At 58.1% G+C, this 24,609-nt stretch carries 29 protein-coding genes; 13 read left to right on the forward strand and 16 right to left on the reverse strand.

Features of this window, described 5'->3' with window-relative positions:
- Positions 1 to 80 precede the first annotated feature (80 nt).
- Positions 81 to 449 (reverse strand): ribbon-helix-helix domain-containing protein, encoded by a 369-nt coding sequence (locus tag ACTRWH_RS11965; RefSeq protein ID WP_036205757.1) that lies wholly within the window; start codon positions 447 to 449, stop codon positions 81 to 83.
- A gap of 47 nt (positions 450 to 496) precedes the next feature.
- Positions 497 to 1,066: a DJ-1/PfpI family protein gene (locus ACTRWH_RS11970; RefSeq protein WP_041335849.1), complete on the reverse strand. Its 570-nt coding sequence runs from the start codon at positions 1,064 to 1,066 to the stop codon at positions 497 to 499.
- 140 nt (positions 1,067 to 1,206) lie between these two features.
- Between ACTRWH_RS11970 and ACTRWH_RS11975 the strand changes: the two genes are divergently transcribed.
- The gene (locus tag ACTRWH_RS11975; protein WP_462826445.1) at positions 1,207 to 2,199 is read left to right on the forward strand and encodes a GTP-binding protein; all 993 of its coding nucleotides are present in this window, start codon (positions 1,207 to 1,209) and stop codon (positions 2,197 to 2,199) included.
- The gene (gene arfB / locus ACTRWH_RS11980) at positions 2,193 to 2,606 is read left to right on the forward strand and encodes an alternative ribosome rescue aminoacyl-tRNA hydrolase ArfB (protein WP_075195873.1); all 414 of its coding nucleotides are present in this window, start codon (positions 2,193 to 2,195) and stop codon (positions 2,604 to 2,606) included. Before ACTRWH_RS11975 ends, arfB begins: the two co-directional genes overlap by 7 nt.
- Before the next feature lie 13 nt (positions 2,607 to 2,619).
- Here arfB and ACTRWH_RS11985 read toward each other — a convergent pair whose 3' ends face one another.
- Entirely contained in the window at positions 2,620 to 3,636 is a 1,017-nt protein-coding gene (locus ACTRWH_RS11985; protein ID WP_286811306.1) for a permease, read from the reverse strand.
- A 102-nt stretch (positions 3,637 to 3,738) separates the two neighbouring features.
- Here ACTRWH_RS11985 and ACTRWH_RS11990 point away from each other — a divergent pair, with 102 nt between their 5' ends.
- A complete protein-coding gene (locus ACTRWH_RS11990; protein ID WP_036204480.1) occupies positions 3,739 to 4,065 on the forward strand; it encodes an ArsR/SmtB family transcription factor in 327 nt (108 codons plus the stop codon).
- A 6-nt stretch (positions 4,066 to 4,071) separates the two neighbouring features.
- Here ACTRWH_RS11990 and soxR read toward each other — a convergent pair whose 3' ends face one another.
- Positions 4,072 to 4,545: a redox-sensitive transcriptional activator SoxR gene (gene soxR, locus ACTRWH_RS11995; protein ID WP_286811305.1), complete on the reverse strand. Its 474-nt coding sequence runs from the start codon at positions 4,543 to 4,545 to the stop codon at positions 4,072 to 4,074.
- Positions 4,546 to 4,634: 89 nt separating this feature from the next.
- On the opposite strand from soxR, the gene ACTRWH_RS12000 reads away from it, so the two are divergent.
- Positions 4,635 to 5,267 carry an MBL fold metallo-hydrolase gene (locus ACTRWH_RS12000; protein ID WP_041335856.1) on the forward strand — a complete coding sequence of 211 codons (633 nt, stop codon included), beginning with the start codon at positions 4,635 to 4,637 and terminating at the stop codon, positions 5,265 to 5,267.
- 1 nt (position 5,268) lies between these two features.
- Here the strand turns inward: ACTRWH_RS12000 and ACTRWH_RS12005 are convergent, their stop codons facing one another.
- The 3 genes from ACTRWH_RS12005 to ACTRWH_RS12015 all read right to left on the reverse strand — a co-directional run bounded on the left by ACTRWH_RS12005 (position 5,269) and on the right by ACTRWH_RS12015 (position 7,304).
- A complete protein-coding gene (locus ACTRWH_RS12005; protein ID WP_036204482.1) occupies positions 5,269 to 5,622 on the reverse strand; it encodes a DUF1428 domain-containing protein in 354 nt (117 codons plus the stop codon).
- 16 nt (positions 5,623 to 5,638) lie between these two features.
- Complete coding sequence (locus tag ACTRWH_RS12010) at positions 5,639 to 5,998, reverse strand: YciI family protein (protein ID WP_007151921.1); 360 nt, start codon at positions 5,996 to 5,998, stop codon at positions 5,639 to 5,641.
- Between the two features lie 79 nt (positions 5,999 to 6,077).
- Positions 6,078 to 7,304: an RNA polymerase sigma factor gene (locus ACTRWH_RS12015; protein WP_273623063.1), complete on the reverse strand. Its 1,227-nt coding sequence runs from the start codon at positions 7,302 to 7,304 to the stop codon at positions 6,078 to 6,080.
- A 107-nt stretch (positions 7,305 to 7,411) separates the two neighbouring features.
- Between ACTRWH_RS12015 and ACTRWH_RS12020 the strand changes: the two genes are divergently transcribed.
- Both ACTRWH_RS12020 and ACTRWH_RS12025 read left to right on the forward strand, forming a co-directional pair.
- Positions 7,412 to 7,789, forward strand: a complete 378-nt coding sequence (locus tag ACTRWH_RS12020; RefSeq protein WP_091641670.1) for a thiol-disulfide oxidoreductase DCC family protein — start codon at positions 7,412 to 7,414, stop codon at positions 7,787 to 7,789.
- Positions 7,790 to 7,866: 77 nt separating this feature from the next.
- Entirely contained in the window at positions 7,867 to 8,184 is a 318-nt protein-coding gene (locus ACTRWH_RS12025; RefSeq protein WP_036204490.1) for a putative signal transducing protein, read from the forward strand.
- 58 nt (positions 8,185 to 8,242) lie between these two features.
- Here ACTRWH_RS12025 and ACTRWH_RS12030 read toward each other — a convergent pair whose 3' ends face one another.
- From ACTRWH_RS12030 to ACTRWH_RS12040, 3 genes are all read right to left on the reverse strand, one after another.
- The gene (locus ACTRWH_RS12030; RefSeq protein ID WP_462826446.1) at positions 8,243 to 9,067 is read right to left on the reverse strand and encodes a DUF6160 family protein; all 825 of its coding nucleotides are present in this window, start codon (positions 9,065 to 9,067) and stop codon (positions 8,243 to 8,245) included.
- A gap of 99 nt (positions 9,068 to 9,166) precedes the next feature.
- On the reverse strand, positions 9,167 to 10,978 hold the full coding sequence (locus ACTRWH_RS12035) for a choice-of-anchor D domain-containing protein (RefSeq protein ID WP_350035805.1): 1,812 nt from the start codon (positions 10,976 to 10,978) through the stop codon (positions 9,167 to 9,169).
- Between the two features lie 289 nt (positions 10,979 to 11,267).
- Complete coding sequence (locus ACTRWH_RS12040) at positions 11,268 to 12,302, reverse strand: AraC family transcriptional regulator (protein ID WP_174447640.1); 1,035 nt, start codon at positions 12,300 to 12,302, stop codon at positions 11,268 to 11,270.
- Positions 12,303 to 12,439: 137 nt separating this feature from the next.
- On the opposite strand from ACTRWH_RS12040, the gene ACTRWH_RS12045 reads away from it, so the two are divergent.
- Positions 12,440 to 13,117 (forward strand): methyltransferase domain-containing protein, encoded by a 678-nt coding sequence (locus ACTRWH_RS12045; protein WP_462826447.1) that lies wholly within the window; start codon positions 12,440 to 12,442, stop codon positions 13,115 to 13,117.
- Here ACTRWH_RS12045 and ACTRWH_RS12050 read toward each other — a convergent pair.
- The 3 genes from ACTRWH_RS12050 to ACTRWH_RS12060 form a co-directional block, all read right to left on the reverse strand.
- The gene (locus tag ACTRWH_RS12050) at positions 13,111 to 14,103 is read right to left on the reverse strand and encodes a PA2778 family cysteine peptidase (protein ID WP_288353689.1); all 993 of its coding nucleotides are present in this window, start codon (positions 14,101 to 14,103) and stop codon (positions 13,111 to 13,113) included. The genes ACTRWH_RS12045 and ACTRWH_RS12050 overlap by 7 nt on opposite strands.
- A gap of 12 nt (positions 14,104 to 14,115) precedes the next feature.
- Entirely contained in the window at positions 14,116 to 14,517 is a 402-nt protein-coding gene (locus tag ACTRWH_RS12055; RefSeq protein WP_350035802.1) for a PA2779 family protein, read from the reverse strand.
- Between the two features lie 142 nt (positions 14,518 to 14,659).
- The gene (locus ACTRWH_RS12060; protein ID WP_462826448.1) at positions 14,660 to 16,102 is read right to left on the reverse strand and encodes a phospholipase D-like domain-containing protein; all 1,443 of its coding nucleotides are present in this window, start codon (positions 16,100 to 16,102) and stop codon (positions 14,660 to 14,662) included.
- A gap of 216 nt (positions 16,103 to 16,318) precedes the next feature.
- Between ACTRWH_RS12060 and ACTRWH_RS12065 the strand changes: the two genes are divergently transcribed.
- Genes ACTRWH_RS12065 through ACTRWH_RS12075 form a run of 3 tightly spaced genes read left to right on the forward strand, consistent with a single transcriptional unit; the run spans position 16,319 to position 19,085 of the window.
- Positions 16,319 to 17,977: a serine/threonine-protein kinase gene (locus ACTRWH_RS12065; protein ID WP_091641896.1), complete on the forward strand. Its 1,659-nt coding sequence runs from the start codon at positions 16,319 to 16,321 to the stop codon at positions 17,975 to 17,977.
- Positions 17,977 to 18,720, forward strand: a complete 744-nt coding sequence (locus tag ACTRWH_RS12070; RefSeq protein WP_036204502.1) for a PP2C family protein-serine/threonine phosphatase — start codon at positions 17,977 to 17,979, stop codon at positions 18,718 to 18,720. Before ACTRWH_RS12065 ends, ACTRWH_RS12070 begins: the two co-directional genes overlap by 1 nt.
- 14 nt (positions 18,721 to 18,734) lie before the next feature.
- Positions 18,735 to 19,085: an FHA domain-containing protein gene (locus ACTRWH_RS12075; protein ID WP_091641659.1), complete on the forward strand. Its 351-nt coding sequence runs from the start codon at positions 18,735 to 18,737 to the stop codon at positions 19,083 to 19,085.
- On the opposite strand, the gene ACTRWH_RS12080 is transcribed toward ACTRWH_RS12075, so the two are convergent.
- The 3 genes from ACTRWH_RS12080 to ACTRWH_RS12090 all read right to left on the reverse strand — a co-directional run bounded on the left by ACTRWH_RS12080 (position 19,082) and on the right by ACTRWH_RS12090 (position 21,101).
- On the reverse strand, positions 19,082 to 19,810 hold the full coding sequence (locus tag ACTRWH_RS12080; RefSeq protein WP_228210528.1) for a glutamine amidotransferase: 729 nt from the start codon (positions 19,808 to 19,810) through the stop codon (positions 19,082 to 19,084). The genes ACTRWH_RS12075 and ACTRWH_RS12080 overlap by 4 nt on opposite strands.
- A gap of 13 nt (positions 19,811 to 19,823) precedes the next feature.
- Positions 19,824 to 20,546 (reverse strand): YebC/PmpR family DNA-binding transcriptional regulator, encoded by a 723-nt coding sequence (locus tag ACTRWH_RS12085; protein WP_091641657.1) that lies wholly within the window; start codon positions 20,544 to 20,546, stop codon positions 19,824 to 19,826.
- 126 nt (positions 20,547 to 20,672) lie between these two features.
- Positions 20,673 to 21,101, reverse strand: a complete 429-nt coding sequence (locus tag ACTRWH_RS12090; protein WP_041335876.1) for an SRPBCC family protein — start codon at positions 21,099 to 21,101, stop codon at positions 20,673 to 20,675.
- A 188-nt stretch (positions 21,102 to 21,289) separates the two neighbouring features.
- Here ACTRWH_RS12090 and ACTRWH_RS12095 point away from each other — a divergent pair, with 188 nt between their 5' ends.
- The 3 genes from ACTRWH_RS12095 to ACTRWH_RS12105 all read left to right on the forward strand — a co-directional run.
- Positions 21,290 to 22,363, forward strand: coding sequence for an AI-2E family transporter (locus ACTRWH_RS12095; RefSeq protein ID WP_228210529.1), 1,074 nt, complete (start codon positions 21,290 to 21,292; stop codon positions 22,361 to 22,363).
- An 80-nt stretch (positions 22,364 to 22,443) separates the two neighbouring features.
- Positions 22,444 to 23,592: a zinc-binding dehydrogenase gene (locus tag ACTRWH_RS12100; protein ID WP_091641652.1), complete on the forward strand. Its 1,149-nt coding sequence runs from the start codon at positions 22,444 to 22,446 to the stop codon at positions 23,590 to 23,592.
- Positions 23,592 to 24,609, forward strand: a 1,018-nt coding sequence (locus ACTRWH_RS12105; RefSeq protein ID WP_462826449.1) for a proline racemase family protein, incomplete at its 3' end; no start/stop codon positions are given. The genes ACTRWH_RS12100 and ACTRWH_RS12105, both read left to right, overlap by 1 nt.

Genomic DNA, 24,609 nt, shown 5'->3' on the forward strand with positions numbered 1-24,609 from the left:
TGGCGGGTCATCGGATGTCGACCGGCGTGTATGGGGGCATCTTACCTGAAATTGGTAAAAGACCCCTCATATTCGCGGATTTAGTGCGTGGCTTCGCTGGGGGGCTTCTGGTCCATGTTCCTGGCGAGGATCTTGTCGGCATCCAGGGAGGCGATGGGTATCTGGGTGTCGCGGGGAATATCGCCGCTGAGTTGCAGGGCGACGTATCGCATGGCACAGACCCGCAGAAAGGAGGTGAAGTTGCCCAGGTCATGCCCGGCATCGATGGATTCGTGATAAAGCCTGGTGATCATCTGGGGCAGGTTCATGCCGTCCCGGGCGGCGATTTCTGTGAGTGCGTTCCAGAACGCGTTCTCCATGCGAATACTGGTGACCATGCCGTCGATGCGCAGGGAATGGGTGCGGCTGATCCAGAGTTCGGAATCCGCGTGGACGAAGAGTTTACACATGGTGTGGTCCTCGTGAATCCGGGGCTGCATTGGCAGCCCCGTTTCCGTCACTTGTCCAGCAGTTTGAAAAACTGTGCCAGCCACTGCGGATGCGCTGGCCATGCCGGTGCTGTCACCAGATTACCATCGGTGACCGCGGCGTCAACGTCGATGGCGGCGAAGCGGCCTCCCGCCAGCTCCACTTCCGGTTGGCACGCCGGGTAGGCAGAGCATTCGCGGCCTTCGAGCACACCGGCCGCGGCCAGCAGTTGTGCGCCGTGACAAATGGCCGCCACCGGTTTTTCGGTTTCAAAGAAGTGGCGGACCAGTTTCTTGACGTCGTCGTTCAGGCGTAGGTATTCCGGGGCGCGACCACCGGGTACGACAAGCGCGTCATAATCCGCGGGGTTGAGTCCGGCGAAATCGGCGTTCAGGGCGAAACGATGGCCCGGCTTTTCGGTGTAGGTCTGGTCGCCTTCGAAGTCGTGGATGGCCGTGGCCACGGTGTCTCCTGACTTTTTGTCAGGGCAGACCGCATGCACCGTGTGGCCAACGGCCTGAAGTGCCTGAAAGGGCACCATGGTTTCGTAGTCCTCGGTGAAATCACCTGTGATCATCAGTATTTTTTTACCGTTCATACCCGTCTCCTTGTGCTTGTTGGTGGTAGCCTGAATACAGTATCAGCGGGCGAATCGCAGCGGGTATTAGGGGAATACTACAGTGTTATGTTATAACACTATGTTCTGCCGACCTTTTCAATGAACGACACGGGCGATCTATGACTTCACCAATACCCACCAATCTGGTGCTCGGCTTTCTGGGCGTGGGAAAGACCACCGCCATACTGGACCTGCTGAAAAAAAAGCCGGAAGGGGAGGTGTGGGCGGTTCTGGTGAATGAGTTTGGCGAAGTGGGCATTGATGGCGCCTTGCTGGAAACCGAAGGTGCTTTCGTGCGGGAAGTGCCAGGAGGCTGCATGTGTTGCGTGGCCGGGTTACCGATGCAAATCGGACTCAACCAGTTGATTCATAAAGCCCGCCCAGACCGGTTGCTGATTGAACCCACGGGCCTTGGGCATCCCTCCCAGATTATTGAAACCCTGACGGGAGAGCATTATCAGGATGTGCTTCAACTGGGCCCCGTGCTTTGCCTGGTCGACCCGAGAAGGCTTGAGGAGCAAAAGGTTCTGGAAAACGTACAGTTTCAGGATCAGGTTGCGGCAGCTGATATTGTGATCGCCAATAAAACTGACCTTTGCACACCGGAGCAGGTTGACCGGTTTGATCATTGGGTGGCCGAGCTGCAGCCGGAAAAGACGGCTGTTTTCCACACCCGGAAAGGCCGGTTGGAATCCGCCTGGCTCGACGGGGAGACCGCGCTCTCCGAGGTCAGTACGCCCCACGCGCATCATCACCATGCCTCTTCGGAAGCCTCGCCGGTTCCCGATATCCAGGACGAACCGTGGCAGTGGGTCAGCAACTGTGGGCAGGGGCATTTCAGCGTGGGCTGGCGTGTCCATCCAGACACGGTCTTTTCAGAAACCGCTCTGCTGGCATTATCGCTCGATAGCCGTTTTGTCCGGTTCAAGGCTGTGGCTCAAACCAGTGATGGCTGGCGGACGATCAATATGGCGGACGGCGCGCTGTCGGTATCTGAGTGCGAACCACGAGAACTGTCCCGTCTCGAAGTCATTAGCGAGCAAAGCCTGGACGTTGATGAGCTGGATGCCAGCCTGCGTGAATCTATCGAGAAAACGGGCCTGTCATGCTGAAAATTTCCAATGCGGTGGAACTGGGGGACTGGGAGATCGAGCTTACCCAGATCCGGGCCCAGGGCGCCGGTGGCCAAAACGTCAACAAGGTAGCCTCCGCCGTTCACCTGCGCTTCGACGTCCTCAACTCCAGTTTGCCACCGTTCTATAAAGAGCGGTTGATGCGACTGTCCGATCAGCGCATTAGCAAGGAAGGTGTGATTGTCATCAAGGCGCAGAAATTTCGCACCCTGGAGCTGAACAAGGAAGACGCCCTTGAACGCCTGAAAGCCTTGATTCAGGACGCGGTAAAGCAGCAGAAAGCCCGCCGACCCACGCGCCCCACCAAGGGATCACAGCGACGGCGCGTGGACAAAAAGACCCGCAAGGGGAAAACCAAGGCCTTGCGGGGGAAGGTCCCGTTGTAAGTATCGGGCGTGTTCAGTACAGCAAAAAGGTTGCATAGCCGGCACTGATTGCCATGCCTATTACCACCGCCAGGAAGACAGCCACGAGCGGCCAGCGGAACAGAGACTTCAACAGGATCAGTTCTGTCAGGCTGGCGCCTGCACTGCCAATGATCAAAGCCATCACCGCGCCAGCGCTGACACCTTTACCCAATAGGGCCGCTGCCAATGGGATGACCGCCTCGGCACGGATGTAGAGGGGCGCGCCAATAACCGCTGCAATCGGTATGGCAAAGGGGTTGTCGTCGCCTGCATACGCAGCGAGCAGGTCTGCTGGAACAAAACCGTAGATAACACTTCCGACCGCGATACCCACTATCAGGTATGGCAGCACCTTTCTGAAATCCGACCAGGTTTCGTTCCATAAACCGTTGAATTTCCCGGCACGGATATCCCCGAGAAGTGATTCGTAGTAGGACACGACGGGAATAGCGTACCCCTGGCTGCTGTATGTAATGGAACTGCTTGCCCCGGAGCTGCCGCCGGAACAGGAGGGTTCCGTATTCGTGGACCCGGCGTTGCCGGATGCCGCTGAGCAACCACCCTTAACGGTATCGACGTTGAGCAGATATCGCTCGAATCCCAGGCGTTGCAGTACCCATCCGGCAATAACGGAGACCAGCAGGCCGAAGGTAACGAAAATACCGGTTAGCTTCAGGCCAAACGTGACGGACAGCAGCACCACGATGATCGGATTCAATAAGGGGGACGCGAAGAGGAAAACCATCATCGGCCCAAACCCGGCACGGGCACGGATAAGCCCTTTCAGTAAGGGAATTGTGGAACAGCTGCAGAAGGGGGTGATCGCTCCCAGCAGAGCGGCATACAAATAGCTTTTGCCGCGCCGGGCGCTGAGCGCGGCTGCGATCTTCTCTTGCGGCACATAACGTTGCAGCACTCCAACGAGATAGCTGATCAATAGGAACAGGGCTGATAATTCCAGGGCGAGAAAAGCGAACATCCCCAGGGTGTCTTGCATTTCCTGTGACATGGTAACCTCTATATTTCTAGATATATGGAAATATAAATCTAAATTGCGCTTGGCTTTGCTGTCAAGTAAGTTTCTAGAATTATCGAATTAAGAGTGATGGCTATGACAAATGAAGAAGCGGCTATGTGTCTCGCAGAGCTTGGAAATACTCACAGGCTGTCGATTTTCAGGTATCTGGTGAAGGCGGGCCACGACGGCGCGTCCGTCGGCGATGTGCAGCGCCAGCTTGGAATTCCCGGGTCAACTCTTTCTCACCATCTGTCGCGCATGGCCAACGCGGGTCTTATCAAGCAGGTGAAGCACAGCCGTGTTATTACCTGCTTGCCAAATTTCGAACTACTGGAAGCACTGACCGGGTTTCTCAAGGAGGAGTGCTGTGTGGGACATGAATCGGAAAAACCTGCTACAGAGAGCGGAAAGCAGCCTTGATAACGTCTATTTCTCGGGAGCGTCGCTATCGAGCAATCTCGCGCCGGGGCCTTCATCGCCAAGCTCGTCCCAGGGATTGCGTAGCCGGCAGGCGTCGATGGACAGGCAGCCGCAGCCGATGCAGCTTGTGAGTTGATCCCGAAGTCCGACCAGTAACTCTATGCGGTGATTCAGATCGGACTTCCATTGCTCGGAGAGCCGCTGCCAGTCGTGGGATGTCACGGTGCGGTCGGTCGGCAGGGTTGCCAGGGTTTCGCCGATCTCCGACAACGGAATGCCAAGCCGTTGCGCTACTTTGATAACGGCGATTCGACGCAACACGCCCCGATGGAAACGTCGCTGGTTTCCGGCATTGCGCCAGCTGTCGATCAGTCCTTTCTTCTCATAGAAGTGTATGGCTGAGACTGCGACTCCACTGCGCTCAGCAACCTCGCCGACGCTCAGAGCGGTTTTAATTTCTCCGTTTTCTATGCTCACCATAGCCAACTCCAATCGCTGGATTTGTTGACCTCAAGTTTACTTCAGGTTTTAAGCTGCTGTCGAACCTGACACAACAACAGGAGGAAGCGATGAGACAGATCCAGACTGATTTGTGGGAAACGGATGTTGAAAGCCCGTTTCCGGGGCTGACAACCCACGCCTATCTACTGACCCGGGACGACGGCAACGTATTGTTCTACAACACAGGCCATCATCACGAGATTGATAGAATGGCAGAGCTTGGTGGTGTCGCCCATCAACTCCTTAGTCATCAGGACGAATTGGGGGAGACGCTGGTGACGATCCATCAACGCTTTGGTGCCACTCTTGGCGGTCATGTCCGAGAGCGGGAGGTGTTCGCCAAGATCCGCGATCCCGACGTTCTGTTTGATCATCGTGAAACCATACTGAACAACATTGAGGTGATCCCGACGCCAGGGCACACACCCGGAAGCACCTGTTTTCAGGTGTTGTCTCCGAGTGGGAAGCGTTATCTCTTCACCGGCGATACCCTGTTCCTGTCGGAGTCCGGTGAGTGGCAGGCGGGTTACATCAAGGGTGTCAGCGACAGGGAAGAGCTGGCTCGCAGCGTGAGGTTGCTGGGTACCCTGACACCGGACGTGGTTATCTCCAGTGCATATACTGGCACGTCCGGGTTCAGGGAAGAGACTCCGGATGGCTGGGCGGGGGCCATCGAGAACGCGTTGAAACGGCTGGGGTAGACTACTCGTCCACAACCGTTTCAAATCCGCCATAAATGAGGCGTTTCCCATCGAAGGGCATGGGATTTACATCCGCCTGGATACGGGGGTCTTCCATCACTTTTGGCATGCCCCTGTTCCGGGCCTCGCGTGAGGGCCAGAGTATCCAGGAAAACACCACCGTCTCATCGGGCTTGCACTTCACCGCCATGGGGAACGATGTGACCTCGCCGTCGGGCACATCGTCACCCCAGCATTCCACCAGTTTGAGGGCGCCGTGATCCTTGAACACCACGGCCGCATCGCTGGCGTGTTTGATGTATTGCTCTTTGTTGGCGGTGGGGACCGCCGCTACAAATCCGTCGACATACGTCATGTTGAATCTCCTGGTATCAGTCCTTGGGAGGAAGTTCGCGCGCGGGCCTGACTTCAATGCTGCCAAAGCGCGCAGGGGGGATACGGCTCGCGAGTTGCAGAGCCTCGTTCAGGTCGTTGGCATCCAGCAGGTAGAAGCCCGCCAGTTGTTCCTTGGTTTCGGCAAACGGGCCGTCTGAGATCAGCACCTCGTCGTCCCTGACTCTCACCGTTGTAGCCGTGTCGATGGGCTGCAGAGGTTGGCCGGTTACAAACTTGCCCTGACTGGTGAGCTTCTCCACGCCGGCAATACACTCCTGGTTGAGGTCGTGCCACTCCTGTTCCGTCATGTTGTTGATGATGCTTTCCTGGTAGTACACCAGAGCCACGTACTTCATGTGAATCTCCCTTTTTGCGTGTGGTTATCTGTATGTCGTACGGAAGGTGGCTGAATCGACAGCCCGGGAAAATTTTTTATCACGCGCTGTCGAGAGCCGTCAGCCGTCGGCTCAGGTAGCGTTGTTCCGGCCCCTGTTGCGTGAGGGTCAATGCTCTCTGATAAGCAGTGCGGGCGCCTGCGAGGTCGCCTGAACGGCGAAAGAGATCGGCGCGTGCGGCGTGATAGAGGTAGTAACTCTGGATGGCTTTGTGGCCGGCCAACTGGTCGAGCAGCTTCAGGCCTTCCTCCGGTGTGTCTCGCATGGCCACCGCCACGGCGTGGTTCAGGGCAATGACCGGGGATGGCTGACGTTGATAGAGAGCCTGATATAGCCTGGCGATACGGGCCCAGTCGGTATCCGAAGCGGTGGCGGCCTTGGCGTGGGCGGCGGCGATGGAAGCCTGAAGGGTATAGGGTGCCGCTGGTGTCAGTTCCAGGGCTCGGGCGAGCCAGGCCAGTCCGGAGCGAATCTGCTCCTGGTCCCAGAGGGTACGGTTCTGGTCCTCCAGGGTTATCAGTTCGCCATTCGCGTCCTGGCGCGCATGCTGCCGTGAATCGTGCAGGAGCAACAGCGCCAACAGGCCGAAGACTTCCCCATCCGGCAACAGTTCGGCCAGTAGTTTGGCCAGGCGAATGGCCTCGCCAGCGAGGCTGATGTTGACGACGGTGTTGCCTTCGCTGGAGGAATAACCCTCGTTGAAGATCAGGTAGACGACCTTCAGGACGCTCTGCAGGCGCTGAGGGAGCTCCTTTCGTTCCGGAACTTCGTAGGGAATATTCGCTTCACGTATCTTGCGCTTGGCGCGGACAATTCGTTGCGCTGTGGTGGTGGGTTTCTGCAGCAGGGCGCTGGCGACCTGTTCGGTGGTAAGGCTGCATATCTCGCGCAACGTCAGTGCCAGTTGGGCCTCGATGGCAAGGCTTGGGTGGCAACAGGTGAAAATCAGCCGCAGCAGGTCGTCATCAATGTGGTCGGTGTCCGGCTCTGGGGTGTAGGGCTCGTCCTCGGCGACGCGGGAAAGGTTATCCCGGGCGGTCTGTCGCCGGCGAATGTGGTCAATGCCGCGTCGATGGCCGGTTTTGATCAGCCAAGCCGCAGGATTGTCAGGAATGCCCTGTTCAGGCCACTGTTTCACCGCAGCGGCGAAGGCCTCCTGCATGGACTCCTCGGCCAAGTCAAAGTCGCCAAGCAGGCGAATGAGCGTGGCCTGCACCCGGCGTGACTCGGTTTGGTAAAGCGCGTTGATACGGCTGGCTATGGTCATAGTCGCTACACCTGGTCCCTTGCGGCGATTTTCTGTTTGTTTTGATAACAGTAATCATTGTTTTATCGTGTAATCAAGTGAATGCGATGCAACAAATGGAGAGGGCTATGACCGCATCAGAAGATCGGCTTCGGGTATTTTATGATGGCGCCTGTCCAAGCTGTGTGAGGGATCGCAAATTTTATGAACGGCTGGCGGGCCGAACCGGTGACGCTGTCGAGTGGGTTGATATCACCGGTCGTGACGAAGAGTTGAAACAGCTGGGTATTGACCCGGTTGCAGCACTTCAGGAACTGCATGTTGAAGATGGCCGGGGCAACATTCATCGGGAACTGGATGCCTACATTTTGCTGATGTCGCGGGTGTGGTTGCTGAAGCCACTGGCTTGGCTGATTGGCTTACCGGTGATTCGCCCGGCATTCGCAAAGCTTTATCACCGCTGGGTGGGTGAACGGCTGGAGAGGACCGGTCGACTGCCAAAATAACCCGCGAGAATCGACGAATGTCGTGAAGCAGGCTAGGGTTCAATTAAGACATTCCTGGAAGTGACCGGAGCCTGCCAATGCAAATAGCGTATCGCGCCCGAGATCTGGCCGAAGCCCATATCGTCGCCGGCCTCCTGCAGTCCAGAGGCATCGAGTGTCATGTTGGCGGTCATTACCTGCAAGGGGCCATGGGCGAGATAGGTGCCGCGGGATTTACCAATGTTCATGTTGAGGATGAAGATTACGTCCTGGCTCGTACCCTGGTCGCTGAATACGAATCGGCAAATGCCCCGGAGAGTGCGTCTGCCCATGGAGAGGATCGGGCCAACCGTTACGCCACCTGGTTTCTGCTGTTCCTGGCGGTCGTGATGGTGGTGCTCTTTGGCGCGTTGTAGCGACCGGTCGGAGATTGGGGGGCTCCCCGGGCTTGCGCCCGGAGAGCGATGCTGGGTGTCAGTGCCCGTACACCCGCATGGAGGTGTTGCGGATAGCAAGATCATCCAATCCCACTGAACCAATGGAGGTGCCTCCCACCAGCACCTGGCCGATGGACATATCGGCTTCAAAGGTGTTGATGTCGATAGCCAGGCTGTCGGTACCCGCCGCATTGGCATCCTTGTAGATGTCCATATCCACCAGTGTGAACAGTGGCAGAAGTGAAGGGTTGTCCGGATCGTAACCTGCGCCGGTAATCCGCATGTCACGAATCCCCACGGCCATGAAGGGCACATCCAGTTCCAGCTCATCGATGGCGAACCGGGTGGTCAGGTTGAGGGCGTCCGTGTCGGTATCCACGGTTGCCTGGGCCTGGAGTATAAGACCCTCCGCAGAGAAGTTGTCCGCCAACAACGTGCTCTCGCCGCCGTTGCCCCGCAGCTCCCAGGCGCCGGTACGTACGGCGAAGTCCACGGGCCGTGCGGTGATGGGGAATACGTTGATAATGGCATCACCATCGTCGGCGACATCCAGTTCAATTTTGATGTTGTCGATCAGATCCGTGCTGCTGGTGCCGAAAATGGCATCGCGCCCGGAGGTGAATTCCTCGAACATGTCGATGCGATCCGCACCGCCAATGAAGATGTCGCTGATGCCCAGCGTGCCTTCATCGGTGTAGGTGAACTCGTCCATGGTGACCTGGGTTTCGAGTTCAATGGTAACGCCCGCCTGGCCGGTAATCTGGCCCATGTCGGCGTCGTGCAGTGGTTTGAGTTCGGCATACCCGCTCAGGGGCAGGCCCGCGATGGCTAACACTAACGCTGATTGCTTCAGGCTTTTCATTGTTATCATCCTTCCTGGTGTTGTTATGGTGGTTTGCCGGCACCCGAAAGTGCGGCTGCCGGAAAACCGGGAGGCCTCTGGGGGCCTCCCTTACTTCCCTCAGAGGTTCGGGGTCAATGTCAGATCAATGCCATTGTCCGGACCGGCGAGGAACTGGTTGAGAACGTCGGTCAGCGGACCGCAGTTCTGCAGGGGAGGCAGTGTGTAGTTGCCAGTCACATCACCGCCCTCGGACAGCGAGAAGTTGGTGCCTTCCACCGAAGCCAGCTCGATGTTGACCGGATCCGCCGTGCGGCAATCCTTGCCACCACCTACCGGAATTTTCAGGCCGAACAGGCGTACGGTTACTTTCGGTACTTCCACATACAGCGAGGAGTTGGCCGTCAGGTTGCCGTCTATCAGCGTACCCGTAGTCATGTCAGCCTGTTCGAACGTCACTTTCGCGTTGGCAGTCAAGCTCTTGAACAGCAGCGGGATCTTGAATTGTCCCTGGGTGGGGTCAAGCGCAAGATCTGCTTCGAACATACCGGTTGCCAGCTCCAGTTGCGTTGCAATGCTGCCTGAGAGAGGCAGAGAGCTTCCGGAAGCGTTGATGTCGGTCTGTCCTTCCAGATCCAGAAGCACCTCGAGCACATCGTCGCTGCCATCGTTACCCTGACCACTCAGGGCCACGGAGACGTCCGGGGTTTCAGGGTCGTCAGAGGCAATGTTGAGCGTCGCGCTGCGTCCACCGGCGGCAGACGGCATGAAGCTGATTTCAACGGTACAGCTGCCATCCTGTGCCACGGTTGTGCAGTCGTTGGTCTGGGTGAAATCGCTGCTGTTGGTACCGGCGATCTCAATGGCGTTGATCATCAGCGATGCGTTGCCTTCGTTGGCAATGGTGACCTGTGCGGTGGCAGTTTCACCGAGCATCACCGAGCCAAAGCTGACGTCAGCAGGCGTAACGCTGATTTCCGGAACGGGCGCGAGCACGCTGGTGCCTGTCAGCGGTACGTCCACCACAGGGTTCTCGGCGTCGCCGGATTCAATGCTCAGAGTAGCGCTCTGGTCACCTTCGCCATCGGGGATGTAGGTGACGTTGACGTCGCAGCTTTCGCCGGCAGCAACAGTGGTACAGCTGTTGGTCTGGGTGAACGCTGCTGCGTCCGCACCACCAAGGCTGATGTTGTTGATGCCAAGTTCTGCCTGGCCGGTATTGGAAATGGTAACCACCTCTTCCGCGGTGGTGCCGGCCTGCACGTTGCCGAAGTCGATGTTTTCCGGGCTGACCGCGATACGGGGTTCAAACTGCTCGTCGGGAACCACCTGCACTGTCTGCAGAATGTTGTCCTGGCCGGCGTTCTGAACACACTCGGAGGTAAATTCGCCGATGGGCGCAGGCGCAATATCGCCGTTCTCAACACGGGCGATCATGTCGAGTGTAAGGCCACCGATGCTGATGACCGCCTCGCCAACATCATCCTCGGTGAAGGTGATGGCCGGGGAAGTGCCCTGAGCCGGAACGGTAAATTCGCCGGTTTCATCGGGAATGGGCGACTGGGGAATGGTCAGCGGTACCGTCAGGTCAATCTCACGGCTCGGCGTGACAACAATGGTTTCATTGGTGGCGGTGCCTTCAATGGTGGCGGAACCCACCAGCTTGAGGCCCAGCCTGGAATCTTCATTCACCGTTGTCAGGGCATCCACCGTGAACTCTGGTGTGGGTTGCCCCACGGTTGCCTGGGTGGGTACATCGGCACTGATTTGCGCTCGAATGGGCTGTTCGCCAATCAACGGGAACGGGCAGGTGAATTCCAGTTCCAGTGACACCGGTTCGGCAAAGGCATTGCCACCACCGGTCATAAGCGCCGCGGCTGCTATCGCAGTACCGAGCGTGCGGACGCTTTTGTTGGGATTCCTGAGTTTCATGAGTTCGTCCTCTAGGGTTTCAATCTTTGTTGTGTGGGTATGCAGAAATCACCGATGAGGACTGCTGTATCGGTCTTGCAATGTGTCCCTTTATGACTGCGCGGAGGTTACTATCTCCACGCAGTGCCATTAGGCCGTCGCCGAGCGGTTCGGGTCATTGCTAAGGCCGGCAAGGTTTTTGTTCAAAGCGGAGAGAGAGCCGGGGAAATTCCAATTTCGTGACGCCCTTCAAATCCCGAAAATCATTCAGTGCGGGCTATCAGGAGCGAGAGCACTTTGAGGATGAGAGCTATTTACGGTCGCGGGCCTGCCGGCGGACATCACCGGGCGTCTGGCCCGTCCAGGAGCGGTAGGCTTTGGTAAAACCGGCCTGGTCGCTGAACCCCAGCTTCTCAGCAATGGAATCGAGTGGGATGACTGTATCGGTGAGGTACAGAGTGGCAAAGTTCTGACGTATCTCGTTTCTGAGCACTCTGAATGAGGTGCCTGCGGTCGACAGGTGCTGTCGCAGGGTGCGGGGACTCATGTCGAGCCGACGTGCAAGATTGTCCATGGTGCAGGGGCGGCCCGGTTGGCTCATGATCATCTCCCGCACCTGCATGACGGTTTCATCGGCCTGTTCTGATGGTTCCCGCTCTCGTGAGCGGGCGTTGGCCAGGATGAATTCCAGGCCGGTATCGTCGTTGCGAACAGGTCGGCCGGACAAAGGCATGGTGACCTGGCTCGCCGGAGCGTTGAAGCGAAATTCGCAGTCGGCAGCAATGCTGCGCCACTGCTCGGGTTCCAGGGACGAGTCGAAATCGAACTCAAAACAGAAGTGATTGCACACCTGGGATGAAATTCGATGGATGCTGCCCATATAGATTTTGGTGAGGCAGGGGCGTAAGTCGCCAAGGCCCCAATTGTCGATCAGTTGTATCCTGAAAGTGGATCCAGTTGAACTGAGGTCCATGTCCATCAGCGGCAGGCCCACGCGCAAGTACTGTACAATCATGCTGATCAGTCGCCGGGGGTTTTCCTGGCCGAGCACGGCGAAGCCAAGTAATCCGTGGGCCGGGAGGTCCAGTTGCTGGCCGAACTGGAAGGCCGCCCTCTCGTCGCCCATCAGCCACTCCGCCTTGCCCAGCAGTTGCCGGACCTGCCCCATGGAAAGACTCGCATCGGGATCGTCCAGCATATCGCTGGAAATGTCGGTATCTCCAAGGATGGCGTGGCGCCGAACGCCCTTGCGCTCCATAAACCGAATAAACTGTCGGGCGTAGCGTGCCGAGATCAGCGGCACTTCGAGCGCCATCGGGCTGGACGTTTCCACCGTTCGTTCCATGAGAGGTAGCCTTATTGAACTGGAACTGTCGCGTTCAGCGCACAGTTGTTTACTCTGTCTTGGCCCAGTATAGGCAGGGTTGCTCGGGTCGATTTTGCTCACCGGTCACGGTTCTGGTGTGATGGCCGGAAATGACAATGAAACATTCGTTAGATTTTGCAGGAGATCGCCCATTGAAAGTGCCCTGTCCGGTGTGTGAAACACGCTCACTGGTGCCGTTCCAGACCATCAAAGGCATACCGTATTATCGTTGTGAAACCTGTGAGGCCACAGTCATGGACTCGTCTTGCTGGCTGGACGAGCGCCGGGAAAGGGATATCTACAACCTTCACGACAATCATCCGGAAGATGAGGGCTATCGCCGCTTTCTTTCGAAGATGACCAGGCCGTTACTCGAAAGGCTGGAAGCGGGTGCACGCGGCCTGGACTTTGGCTGTGGCCCCGGCCCGGCGCTGGCCGGGATACTGCGGGAAGCGGGCATGGACATGTCGCTCTATGATCCCTTCTTTCATCCGGAAACGTCTGTTCTGGAACACCAGTATGATTTCGTATCCTGCACGGAGGTGGTGGAACACCTTCACCGCCCGGCGGATACGTTCCGTCGGCTGGACAGGCTGCTGAAACCGGGTGGCTGGTTGGGTGTGATGACCTGCTTCCAGACAGACGACCAGCGATTTGCCAACTGGCATTACCGGCGGGACCCAACCCATGTCGTGTTTTATCGCGAGTTCACCATGGCCTGGTTGGCCCGGAGGTATGGGTGGCGCCTGGAGGTTCCGGCCAAGGACGTCGCGCTGTTCCAGAAGATTCAGTGAATCGGGGTAGGGCAGTCCAGTACAGGGCACTCGACGGGACGGGGTCCGTCGCTGTCGTTCTGGACATTGCCGTCGAAACGCTCTGGATCGATGGCGCTGGCACAGCTCGCTGCGGTCCTTGATGCCGTGGCACAGCCTTGGGTGGCCAGTGCGTGGGCCAGGTTGTTCCAGCCTGCGGCCAGGTTCGGGAATTTGGCGGTCAGTCTCAGGAAATGTTGCGCGGCCAGGTCCACCTGGCCCTGTTGCCAGGCAATGTTTCCCTGCCCCATGATGGCAGCCGGTTGGTCTGGCCAGGCCTGTTCGGCCGTTCGATAAGCCTCAGTGGCAGCGATGGTCCTGCCAGTGGTTTCCAGGTCGTTGGCGGATGTCAGATAGCGCAGGGGCTGCGCCGTTGCAGGTAGTCGGTCGGGCGGCAGGATGACCGTGGCCCAGTTGTCTGCGCGGTCCCATGTGGCCATGAACACTTCCAGTGCCTGCTCGTGCCGCTCCTGGGTGCCGGTGTGAAGGATGATGGAGCGGTCGCTGGCGTCGTAACCAATCGCCACGGCAAAATGCCATTGTGGCCACCAGTCGAATCGCAGATTCTGCATCACCAGCACCGGGTGGCCAGAGGCTATCTCCTCCAACAGGCTCTTGAGCGAACCGTCCAGCGGGTAGACCAGTAAGCCATGGGATCGGGCGGCGGACACCATTTCAACTTTCAGGCTGCCCTGGCGGGCAGGCAGGTACACCAACTCCTTCAGTACGGCGGGGTTGGTGTTCAGGCCCTGGCTGTTGAGCATCATGGCCAGGGATGCCGGGCCGCACTGGTACAGTTCCTGAGCGTGGAAGGGAACATGGTCCAGCACTTTCCGCTGGTCAACACCGGCCGTGTTCAGGGCAGGGGTATCGGGCCATTGGGGGCGGCTGGCGCAGCCCGCCAGAATCGTTGCCAGTAAGAGACTGACAACGATTCGCAGCAGGTGCAACTGGGTAGGACGGATCACGGAGCTATTGCGCTACCGGATACAGTTGATGAACGGGAAGATATTGGTGGCGCACAGCATATCGGTGATGATGAACACCAGCAGGAACAGAACGATGATCCCGACAACGCCCTCGCCAACGGGAGCCTCCGCCAGTTGTTGCTCAAACGACGACAACTCCTCCGGCGTCAGGTTCTGTATGCGCTGTTCAACCTGCTCCTGACTAACGCCCATTTCCGCCAGTTTCTCTTTAACCTCATCCTGCTCAAGCATGTTGAGCAGTGACTGGCGGTCCAGATCCGTGCGTTGCTCGGTCAGCAGTTCACCGGTTCCAACCATGCCCGCCGAGGCGGACGATGCCCAAACGGAGCCGAAAGCCATCATGATGGCCATGACAAACGATACGTACCGCAGATGGTTTCTCAGGGTTTGCATTACACTCTCCTGTTATTTTCGTTCAAGAAGCGGTCTTTCCGGTTGCTGCCTGCGATGTAGCCGACGGCTACATCCGACATTCAAGCTGACCTAATAGTAGCACGCGTTTTCGGCGTCCCAGGTTCCTAATGGTGACGGAAACTTAAAATGTGGACAGTCCCGTTGCCTCCATCAGCCTGTATTGCCAATACCGTATCCGGGATTCATCGGCCCAGGCATTGTAAGGCAGGCTCATTACCGGTGTTTCGCCCGGGCCGTGGTTCCATTGCTCCTCGAAGAAGCCGGCCGCTTTGCGCACGATCTCTGAGTGCACGTTGGAGCGCACGAGTACGCTGGTTTCAAGGTTCAGGTCGTCAAGGTTGCGGCGGGTGAAGTTGGCCGAGCCGAGCAGCAGTTGAGCGTTGCCGTGGCTGTCGCGCCTGAGCAGTAATTTACTGTGGCACTGCTCACCTTCGGTGTTGCACCAACGTACGGTAATGCCGGCGCCATTTAGCTCCATGGCCGACTGCCGGTTGGGTATGCCGCTTTTTTCCATGCCAAAAGCATCGTTGTTGGCGTCTAACAGTATCCGCACTTCGACACCGCGTTCGTGGGCTTCTTTCAATTCTTCCAGTAACGTTCGGTGCGACAGGTAGAACATGGCCAGATCCAGCCTGTCGCCTGCCTTTGCGGTGCCAATGATGTCTCTCGCGGTTGTCCGTATGGCCGATTCTGTGACGACCTGGATGGTATCGAGCGAAGCGATGCCGGCCGCGGCTTGAGGCAGGCTGCTGATCATTTCGTCCACCACCTCGGTGTCTGCACCGGACATCGCCAGAACGGCACGCTCACTGAGCAGCAAATCGGCCACGGCAGGCCCTCCGAATCGCAGGCCGATATTGCTGTGCCGGCTACTGCCATCGTGGGGGTTGGCGGAGGTCACCAGGGCGTTAAAGCCCTCTGCGTTGTCGGTGATCAGGACTTTGCGGTGGTTGGCCTTGAAGTTGGGGAGGGCCAGGTAACTGCGCAGGGTGACCGGCTGCTCACCGAGTGCGTTTGGTAGCCAGCCCCCGGTCGCGGAGTTGCCCATCCACTGACAACAGAAGCGCCACAGGCCGGACCAGATGGGGTTGCTGTCACGAAGGCGCTCCAACCTGGTTTCTATTACCGGAATGCCTGCTTGCCTTAATTGCTGGAAGTAGGGCGAGACCGTACCACCGTATACGGTGTTTATGGGATCGGAAATAACGACAATACGCACATCCGGATTCGCCTTGCGTTGCTTGAGCAGGGCGTCAGTCAACTCCCTTGCCAATGGCCGCTGACGGCTGCCTTCCTCGCGGGTGCCGTTGAAGAGGAACATATCCACCAGAACAAAACGGCGAGCCGCCGAAATCATGTTGAGGGCCTCGTCGAAAATTTCCTGGTCCAGCCGCGGTTCCTCGTTGCCGAAATGCAGGGTCCTGTCGGTGAGAAGCCTGGCATTCGTCAGAGGATGGACTGTGCCCTCGTAACCTATCCCCGGCGGCAGGGGCTTCAATGTGTGGTAAAAACCGGTTGTTGTGATGGTCAGAATAACCAGGCCGATCAGTAACTTCACTGTCATCGTCGTACTTCCTGACGGAAAAGGTCCAAAGACGAAACTATACTGCACCGGAACCTGTGCCGTCCTTACACCCTTGTCATCCTGGGTTAATAATGGTCGCGACGTGATCGTGGTCCCAGGTAAACAAACACTTACAAAAAACGTTCTTCTGGAACTATCGCTGCCGGCGTTCACTTTCTAAACTTGCTGGATCAATCATTTACGATAACGATTCCTGTGAATTCACTGGCTTTTATTGGTTCCCGTCTGTTCAGTCTGCGCCTGCTCATTGTTGTGCTGGCGTTGGCTTGTGTGTTTGTGGGTGACGCGCTGCCACTGCTGGGCTGGTTGGATCGGGTGCTGTTCAGCGCTCTTGGCAACCCTGAGGGTATTGGGGATGCTGTTCGGGTTGTGGATATGACACCGGACGCCTTCGCAATAGCGCTGCAGGCCCGGGGGCTCGTCGAGCCAGAGTGGTCGGCGCTGGCGATTCGTGCCGGGTTGATGGTGTCGACACTCATCCTGGTACTTGCAGTTCCCAGAATGGGTGGAGCGGTCGCGCTGCCGGTGCTGTTACTGATTGCCGGGGCACTGGTGGTTCTGCAAGCAGCGTTCATGTTCTATCAGAGCGCCTGGCTGCCATTGGGTGAAGTGGTGACCCTGCTGATGGTCGGCTATGTCATCATGCTGTTCTGGCTGCAACCGAGGCGGGATATCGTCGCCTTGTCAGAGAATGTCCGCGTAGCCCGCACGCGGCTTGGTCGTCTGCTGCTGCAACAGGGACAGCCCGAAGAGGCGCTGGAGGTGCTGGCTGAATGCCCGCCCACCGAAGATACCTTGGCATTGCAATACGACATCGCCATTCAGCAGGAGCGCAAGCGGCAGTATGACCGCGCGTCAGCCACCTACCAGCAGATTCTTCAGCAGAAGCGAAAGTATCGGGACGTGGAAAAACGCCTGGCGGCACTCGGGAGCCTGACCACCGAGGCAACCGTTGTTTCTCCCGGTGGCTTTGACAATACCCGAACCCTGGTCATGCCTGAGCAAAGTGTCAGCCGGCCCACCCTGGGCCGCTACGAGATCGAGCGCGAGATAGGGCGGGGCGCCATGGGCGTGGTCTATCTCGGCAAGGACCCCAAGATTGCCCGTACCGTGGCCATCAAGACGCTCAGTTACCAGGCGTTTGAGGACAACGAACTGCGGGACCTGAAATCACGCTTCTTTCGGGAAGCCGAGGCGGCGGGCCGCCTCAGCCATCCGGCAATTGTCACTGTGTATGATGTCGGGGAAGAGGCCGACCTTGCGTTTATCGCCATGGATTATGCCAAGGGCAGGCCGCTTAGTGAATTTGGCAAGCCGGGGCGGTTACTGCCGTTGGCGAAGGTGCTGGATATCGTCGCCCGGGTGGCGGATGCCCTCGATTACGCGCATCGCCAGAAGATCATCCATCGCGATATCAAACCGGGTAACATCATCTTCAACCCGGACAACGGTGAGATCAAGATTACCGATTTTGGCATAGCCAAGATCTCCGACGACTCCCGGACTCGCACCGGCAGTGTCATGGGCAGCCCACTGTATATGTCCCCTGAGCAGCTCAAGGGCCAGAAAGTGACTGGCGCCACCGATACCTACAGCCTGGGAATCACGCTGTACAAACTGGTGTGCGGGGAAACACCCTATCAGGGTGATACCCTGGCCAACCTGACCTACCAGATTCTGAACAAGCGCCCACGGAGTGTCCGCGAGTTCAACCCGGAACTCCCCAACGGTGTTGTCCGTCTGATTAATAAAGCCATACAACGGGAGCCTGACAAGCGCTTCCTGAGTGCCGCCACCATGGCGGAAGCGTTGCGAAGACAGGCGAGCCGTGAGGCAAGGGAGGAAGCATCGTGATGAATCCCCAGGTGGCTGGCATAACGGATGTAGGCGCGTTGCGTACAGCCAACCAGGACGCTATTGACTGGCGGGTCAGCGAGGATAACCGGCAGGTGCTGCTGGTGGTTGCCGATGGCATGGGCGGTTACCACGGCGGAGAAGTGGCCAGCCGCATTGCCGTAGACACGGTGATGGAAGTGCTGGTGCCCTGGTTGTCGCCGGATGAGGGGGTGCCGGAGGAGCCGGACGATGCCATACAGTTTGCGATCAACCTGGCCAGTGAGCGAATTGCTGATCGAAGGGCTGCCGATGCGGACCTGGCCAAAATGGGGACCACGCTGGTCATGGCCTGGGTGATTGACGGTGAGGCTCACATTGCCCACCTGGGGGATTCCCGCTGCTATCTCGTTCAAGGGCGCGAACTGGCATGCCAGACCCGGGATGACACCGTGGTACAGAACATGCTGGATGACGGCAGCATCCGCCCTGATGACGTGCCCCATGTGCCTTTTCGTAATGTGCTGACACGGGCGCTTGGCGCCTCAGCGGCCATTGCCAGCTTCCGCCGCGTGCGGATGGCAGCTGGAGACTCCCTGTTGCTCTGTTCCGATGGCCTGACGGGGGCCTTGCCAGAGGACCAATGGCTGTCGCTGATGTCTGTGTGCGAAACACCCGACGATAAGGTCCGGGCGCTGGTGGATGCGAGCCTGGATAACGAGGCGGCCGACAATGTGTCCGTTGTACTGTTGATTCTTAATTAATGGAGGAGGCCTGTATGGCGTCACTTTCCCAACTGGTGGACAACGTTGTGGTGACCACTTTTGAGCTGGATCAGCCGGAGATTCATGTCGGCAGGCGTGGCGATAACGATATCCGCATCGACGAGATTTCAGTCAGCGGCCATCATGCGTTGATCGAGGCGGTGCCCAATGCCTATCTGGAAGGCACGGTGGACTATTACATCACCGACCAGAACAGCACCAACGGAACGTTTGTGAATGAACTGCGGATTGACCGACGCCAGCGCCTGAACAGTAACGACCTGGTTCGCATTGGCTGGAACGAATTCCGCTTCATTGACGAAGATGAAAACGCGCTGGAGAAAACCGCCTACATACTGGATTAGTGGTCCGTTGGCAGGCCGTTGAGCACCAGTCTGGAGAACCGGCCGAGCAGGGAGGTGGCGTTGGGCGCATCGATCACGTTCTCAATCAGTGCCTTGGCATCGAGCCCTTCCTTTTCCAGATCGGGTGCCTGCACCTTGAGGTAGGCCCGCATCACCTCTGCTGAGAATTCCGGGTGGAACTGGATACCCCAGGCGCAGCGGCCCACGCGGAAGGCCTGATGCGGTTCGAACTCGTTTCGGCCCAGAAGAACGGCGTTCTCCGGCAGCCGGAGAACGGACTGCCGATGTGTCAATTGCGCCGGGAATGTTTGGGGCAACCCCTTAAATAAAGGGTCATCCATCGCTGCGTCCAGCAACTCTACCTGATGGGTGCCGGTTTCCCGGCCACGTGGATGATAACCCGCTTCACCACCCAGAGCGTGGGCCAGCAGCTGATGGCCATAGCAGACCCCCAGAACTGGCACCTCTTCCGTCACTGCCTCAGCCAGCCACGCGGCAGTGCACTCACTCCAGGGCGCCCGGTCGCTGACCATGGCCGGAGATCCCGTCACCACGATCCCGTCCCAATCCCCGGGTTTGCCCGGCAGATCGTCAACCGTGACATCGACCACCTTAAGGTCGAGCTCCGGAGCCAGCCCTGCCAGGAACCAGCTATCAAAATCCCCGAATGACTCCAGAAGGGACGGGTAGGTATTACCTGTTTTGAGTATGACGACCCTGGTCAAGGTGTTGCTCCCGTCAGTCTGCGATGACTGCGTTGTGGTAAACATTCTGGACGTCATCGAGGTCGTTCAGCATGTCCATGAACTTCTCGAACAGCTCAATGTCGTCGCCTTCGACAGTGGTGGTGGTCTGGGGCAGGAACTGGATCTCATCCACTTCAAACTCCAGGCCTTCAAACGCTTCCTGCAGTGCCTGTCGCGCCTTGGCATATTCGGTGTGGGGCGCGAACACAGTAATCATACCCTCTTCGTGCTCAATGTCAGTGACATCCACATCCGCCATCATCAGTGCTTCCAGGGCCGCTTCCTCGTCGTCGCCCTTGAAACCGAGAATGGCGCAATGATCGAACATATGGCTGACGCTGCCCTGGGTGCCGATCTTGCATTTGGTCTTGGTAAACGCCAGGCGCACGTCACCGAAGGTGCGGTTGGGATTGTCGGTCAGACAATCCACGATGGCCATGCAGTTACCCGGGCCGAAACCTTCATAGCGGGCAGGGGAGAAGTCCTCACCGGCTCCGCCACGGGCTTTCTCGATGGCCTTCTCAATGACGTGCGCGGGCACCTGGTCCTTCTTGGCACGGTCGATCAGGCCTCGCAGGCTGAGGTTGGCCTCCGGGTCCGGACCGCCGGACTTGGCGCATACATAGATTTCACGGCCGTACTTGCTGTAGACCTTGGTTTTGGCGGCGGCCGTTTTGGCCATGGAGTCTTTGCGATTCTGATAGGCTCTGCCCATTACGCTGCCTCAATGTCGTTTTCAAAAGTGCGGATTTTACTCGACTAGACAGGCTGGCGACAGCCTTATTTGTCGAGGCTGCCGATGACAACGGCATGATCACAAAATGCCTTGTTTGAAGTGTTTTCAGGCCAGTTTGGGGACCCGGCGGATGCCCTTGCGGATGCCCTGGTCGAGAGCGGAGCTGACCAGCTTGCCGGTAAACGGCACGATGTCGTCAAAGGAAATGGTGTACTGGACGCGAGTTCTGCCGTTGGCGGCATCGTCGAAGCGGATGCGGCCGAGATGGTTGCGGATGGGGCTCATGCTGGAAATGGTGTACTCAATGAGCGTGCCTGGCTCGAAGGTAATGACGGTCTCTTCAAGGCCGATGGGGCCGATGCCGATCTTGCGGATGGACCCAAGGCCGTTGGGGTCGGCCTGGTCGCTGTCGCGAATGCGCTTCACCGGCGCTCCCAACAGCTTCCCGAAGCGCTCATGGTCCGCAAACAGTGCAAACACACGGTTGCGCGGCACATCAAAGGTTTCGTCAATTTCAATCTTGTAGTTCGCCATGTATGAACTCTTCAGAGACAGTTTCCAACAGGGTATCCGGTTATGTGTTACAACAAAAGTGACGTGCTGGCAATGACCGGGCGTTGGCCCAAAAGGGCTGAATGGCAGCCGAGCGACAGGTACACTGAGCACCGTGGTGCCTCAGGTATCATACCCCCAATACAGCCCGACAAGGTGCATGGACCCGCATGAACAACGATAACGAACAACCCGCACGCTCTGATCTCGCGACACCACTGAATGGCCTCTTTGCGCTCGGGATACTCTATACCCTCTACGTCGCCCACCAGATTGTCCTGCCAATTGTCCTGGCGGTCCTGACCAGCCTGCTGTTGTTTCCCCTTGTCAAAAAAGCCTATGACAAAGCCGGGATCCCAAGGGTGCTCAGCTCATTGGTGTTGATCATCGTGGTGATCGCTGGTCTGGCGGGTGTTGGGGCCGCCGTCGCAACGCCTGCCCTGGAGTGGGCGCAGCAGGCGCCACAGGGGATCTCACGACTGCTCATGGGGGAGAGCGGCATTAAAAGCCAGATTGACAAGGTCAACGAATCGGCAAAGAAAGTGGAGGAGTCCATGGACGAACTGTCCAAGGACGAGAAGACCACAACCAACACTGTCGTCCTGAAAACCGACTCGTGGCGCAATCAGCTATTGACCAAGGCCCGTAACGGTGCGGCCGGCCTCGCACTTGCGCTGGCCCTGACCTATTTCCTGTTGGTGGGCGGTGACCGCATCATCCTCAACTTTGTGCGGCAACTCCCGAGACGACAACGTCGCAACGTGCTCCAGATTGCCCGCGATTCCCAGCAGCAGATCGCCCAGTATCTGGCGGTACTCAGCCTCAGCAACCTGCTGGTTGGCATCACCACCGGGCTCATCTGCTGGGCAGTGGGGCTTCCGGACCCAGCCGTTTGGGGGCTCGTTGCCGGCTTGGCCAGATTCATCCCTTATCTGGGCGTTATCCTGACCATCATCCTGCTTGCGGTTGTGTCTGCCACCAGCCTTGACACACTCTGGATAATGGCCATCGCCCCGCTCGGCTACCTGGCACTTACCTCCACCGTCGGTTTTTTCATCGAACCCTGGATCCACGGTTTTCGCATGGCCATCAATCCCGTGGTCATCTTCGTATCCATCTTCTTCTGGGGCTGGTTGTGGGGGCCGGTGGGTGTGCTGCTGGCGGTGCCTCTGATGACCATCATCCAGGTGGTCCTCAAGCAGATCCCGAAACTGCGGCCGATCTACAAGGTTATTGCGCGGTAAAAGCGGCCTGGGGGCCCTGACACTGGTATGAATCTGGCCTATCCTGACCTGATATCCAGCAAAGCAGGAGCAGAACGCCCATGATCCAGAAGACCATGAAAGCCATGCTGCTCACCGGCCACGGTGGCGTCGAGAAACTGGAATACACCGAAAATGTGCCCATCCCCACCCCTGGTGCGGGAGAGGTGCTCGTCCAGGTCACCGCCACCGCGAAGAACAACACCGACCGCAAAGCCCGGGAGGGTCTATACCCCACCAAGGATAAAGGCGACGTAACCTCCTTTCAGATGGGAGGCTCAGCCACGCTGACGTTCCCAAGAGTTCAAGGCGCGGACGTTGTTGGGCGTATCGTCGCCGTGGGGCAGGGTGTTGAGGATACGCGGATCGGCCAACGAGGCCTGCTGGACTTCAACCTCTACGCCGACGACCGCCGGGATATCAACCTGACCCCGGACTACTACGGCCACGGCGCCGATGGTGGGTTCGCGGAATATATTGCTGTGCCTTCCGACCAGTTTCACCATGTCGAGAATGCCGATCTGGCCGATGCCGAACTTGCCGCCATGGGCATGTGCTCCTACCAGACCGCCTTGCACATGCTCACATCAGCACGGGTAAAAGCGGGCGAGCACATCCTTGTGACCGGTGCCAGTGGTGGCGTTGGTACGGCCCTTATCCAGCTTTGCCGCATCATGGGGGCGATTCCCTATGCGCTGAGCCAGCGTGACAAGGCCGACCCACTGCTCAAGCTGGGCGCCGAAGCCGTGCTGGACCGTTCCGACATGGACAACTTCACGGATCAGGTGCGGTCCGTCACTGGGGGGCGACCGATTGATGCCGTGATGGACCTGGCCGGTGGCGAGATGACCGATCAGTTTATCGACACCATGATCTTCGACATGAACAGCCGCGATGATTACCCAAGGCTCAGCATCGCTGGCGCCAGCGCCGGAAACGTCAGTGAAATCATGTGGACACGGATTTACCTGTATCAGGTGCAGGTGTTCGGCGTGTCACACGGCACCCGGGAGGAAGCCGAACAACTGGTGGCCTGGATTCGCAGCGGCCAACTGAAGCCGGTGCTGCACGCCGCTTTCAGACTGTCAGAGTTGCACGAAGCCGAACGCTACTTCGTCAACCGCAACAGCAACTACCTGGGCAAAATCGTAATCGTCCCGGATGCCCAATGGGCCGAGCATGGCGCCCCGTTTGCCCTGGAGAAGTCCTAATGCGTCCCGAACTCAAACTGCAACTGATGGACACCCACGCCGGCGGGGATGTGAGCCGGATAGTAACTGGCGGGATCTGCCCGCTTCCGGGGGACACCGTGCGCGCCCAGATGGAATACCTGCGGGACAAGGCAGATGGCCTTCGCACTCTACTACTGGAAGAGCCCTACGGCATCCCGGAAATGTCCGTGGACCTGCTGGTGCCGCCCACAGACCCCGAGGCAGTCGCCGGTTATATCATCATGGAAGTGATGGGATATCCGATTTACTCCGGTTCCAACACCATCTGTACCGCCACGGCCGTTCTGGAGAGTGGCATTGTCGCCAAGCGGGAAGGGTGGCAGAGTTTCGCTCTGGAAGCTCCAGCGGGCCTGGTCCACATTGACGCCCTTGTTCGGGACGGTGTTGTAGAAGCCATTACCTGCGGCGGGCTGCCCAGTTACATCGACACCTACCAGGCCAGCATCCACGTGCCCTCGATCGGTGACGTATCCTACAGCGTGGCCTACAGTGGTGGTTTCTACGCCCTGGTGGACGCGACGAGCCTTGGGTTTTCCCTGACCCTGGATGAAGAACGCAAACTCAGCGAATGCGCCTATCAGATCGTAGAGGCCATCCAGGCAGAACGCGGCTTCTCCCACTACACGCTGGGTGATGTCGGACCCTTGCCCTTCCTCCATTTCATGGGGCCGGTTGAACAATTGTCGGATCATTCGTATCGCTCCCGTTCGGCCACTTATGTGCACCCTGGCGTCATCTGCCGCAGCACCACCGGCACGGGTACTTCAGCACGGCTTGCGTTAATGAACTACGAGGGCAAAATCAGCCCGGGCGACCGCCTGGAAACCGTCTCCCTGCGTGAAACCGGGTTTATCGGTGAGTTCACAGGCGTGCGCCAGGAAGGGAAGCACCAGGTGGTCGAGAATACCATCACCGGCAAGAGCTACGTTCTTAACCGGGCGGATATCATCGTGAACTGCGATGATCCGATGGTTGACTGTGGGGGGCTTACTCACA

The sequence above is a fragment of the Marinobacter sp. G5_S1_61_S3 genome, from assembly GCF_054968585.1.

Bases quoted from the DNA above. Each gene is read 5' to 3' on its own strand.
- ACTRWH_RS11965 (WP_036205757.1), bottom strand. From the start codon at position 449: ATGTGTAAACTCTTCGTCCACGCGGATTCCGAACTCTGGATCAGCCGC.
- ACTRWH_RS11970 (WP_041335849.1), bottom strand. From the start codon at position 1,066: ATGAACGGTAAAAAAATACTGATGATCACAGGTGATTTCACCGAGGAC.
- ACTRWH_RS11975 (WP_462826445.1), top strand. From the start codon at position 1,207: ATGACTTCACCAATACCCACCAATCTGGTGCTCGGCTTTCTGGGCGTG.
- arfB (WP_075195873.1), top strand. From the start codon at position 2,193: ATGCTGAAAATTTCCAATGCGGTGGAACTGGGGGACTGGGAGATCGAG.
- ACTRWH_RS11985 (WP_286811306.1), bottom strand. From the start codon at position 3,636: ATGTCACAGGAAATGCAAGACACCCTGGGGATGTTCGCTTTTCTCGCC.
- ACTRWH_RS11990 (WP_036204480.1), top strand. From the start codon at position 3,739: ATGACAAATGAAGAAGCGGCTATGTGTCTCGCAGAGCTTGGAAATACT.
- soxR (WP_286811305.1), bottom strand. From the start codon at position 4,545: ATGGTGAGCATAGAAAACGGAGAAATTAAAACCGCTCTGAGCGTCGGC.
- ACTRWH_RS12000 (WP_041335856.1), top strand. From the start codon at position 4,635: ATGAGACAGATCCAGACTGATTTGTGGGAAACGGATGTTGAAAGCCCG.
- ACTRWH_RS12005 (WP_036204482.1), bottom strand. From the start codon at position 5,622: ATGACGTATGTCGACGGATTTGTAGCGGCGGTCCCCACCGCCAACAAA.
- ACTRWH_RS12010 (WP_007151921.1), bottom strand. From the start codon at position 5,998: ATGAAGTACGTGGCTCTGGTGTACTACCAGGAAAGCATCATCAACAAC.
- ACTRWH_RS12015 (WP_273623063.1), bottom strand. From the start codon at position 7,304: ATGACCATAGCCAGCCGTATCAACGCGCTTTACCAAACCGAGTCACGC.
- ACTRWH_RS12020 (WP_091641670.1), top strand. From the start codon at position 7,412: ATGACCGCATCAGAAGATCGGCTTCGGGTATTTTATGATGGCGCCTGT.
- ACTRWH_RS12025 (WP_036204490.1), top strand. From the start codon at position 7,867: ATGCAAATAGCGTATCGCGCCCGAGATCTGGCCGAAGCCCATATCGTC.
- ACTRWH_RS12030 (WP_462826446.1), bottom strand. From the start codon at position 9,067: ATGAAAAGCCTGAAGCAATCAGCGTTAGTGTTAGCCATCGCGGGCCTG.
- ACTRWH_RS12035 (WP_350035805.1), bottom strand. From the start codon at position 10,978: ATGAAACTCAGGAATCCCAACAAAAGCGTCCGCACGCTCGGTACTGCG.
- ACTRWH_RS12040 (WP_174447640.1), bottom strand. From the start codon at position 12,302: ATGGAACGAACGGTGGAAACGTCCAGCCCGATGGCGCTCGAAGTGCCG.
- ACTRWH_RS12045 (WP_462826447.1), top strand. From the start codon at position 12,440: ATGAAACATTCGTTAGATTTTGCAGGAGATCGCCCATTGAAAGTGCCC.
- ACTRWH_RS12055 (WP_350035802.1), bottom strand. From the start codon at position 14,517: ATGCAAACCCTGAGAAACCATCTGCGGTACGTATCGTTTGTCATGGCC.
- ACTRWH_RS12060 (WP_462826448.1), bottom strand. From the start codon at position 16,102: ATGACAGTGAAGTTACTGATCGGCCTGGTTATTCTGACCATCACAACA.
- ACTRWH_RS12070 (WP_036204502.1), top strand. From the start codon at position 17,977: ATGAATCCCCAGGTGGCTGGCATAACGGATGTAGGCGCGTTGCGTACA.
- ACTRWH_RS12075 (WP_091641659.1), top strand. From the start codon at position 18,735: ATGGCGTCACTTTCCCAACTGGTGGACAACGTTGTGGTGACCACTTTT.
- ACTRWH_RS12085 (WP_091641657.1), bottom strand. From the start codon at position 20,546: ATGGGCAGAGCCTATCAGAATCGCAAAGACTCCATGGCCAAAACGGCC.
- ACTRWH_RS12090 (WP_041335876.1), bottom strand. From the start codon at position 21,101: ATGGCGAACTACAAGATTGAAATTGACGAAACCTTTGATGTGCCGCGC.
- ACTRWH_RS12095 (WP_228210529.1), top strand. From the start codon at position 21,290: ATGAACAACGATAACGAACAACCCGCACGCTCTGATCTCGCGACACCA.
- ACTRWH_RS12100 (WP_091641652.1), top strand. From the start codon at position 22,444: ATGATCCAGAAGACCATGAAAGCCATGCTGCTCACCGGCCACGGTGGC.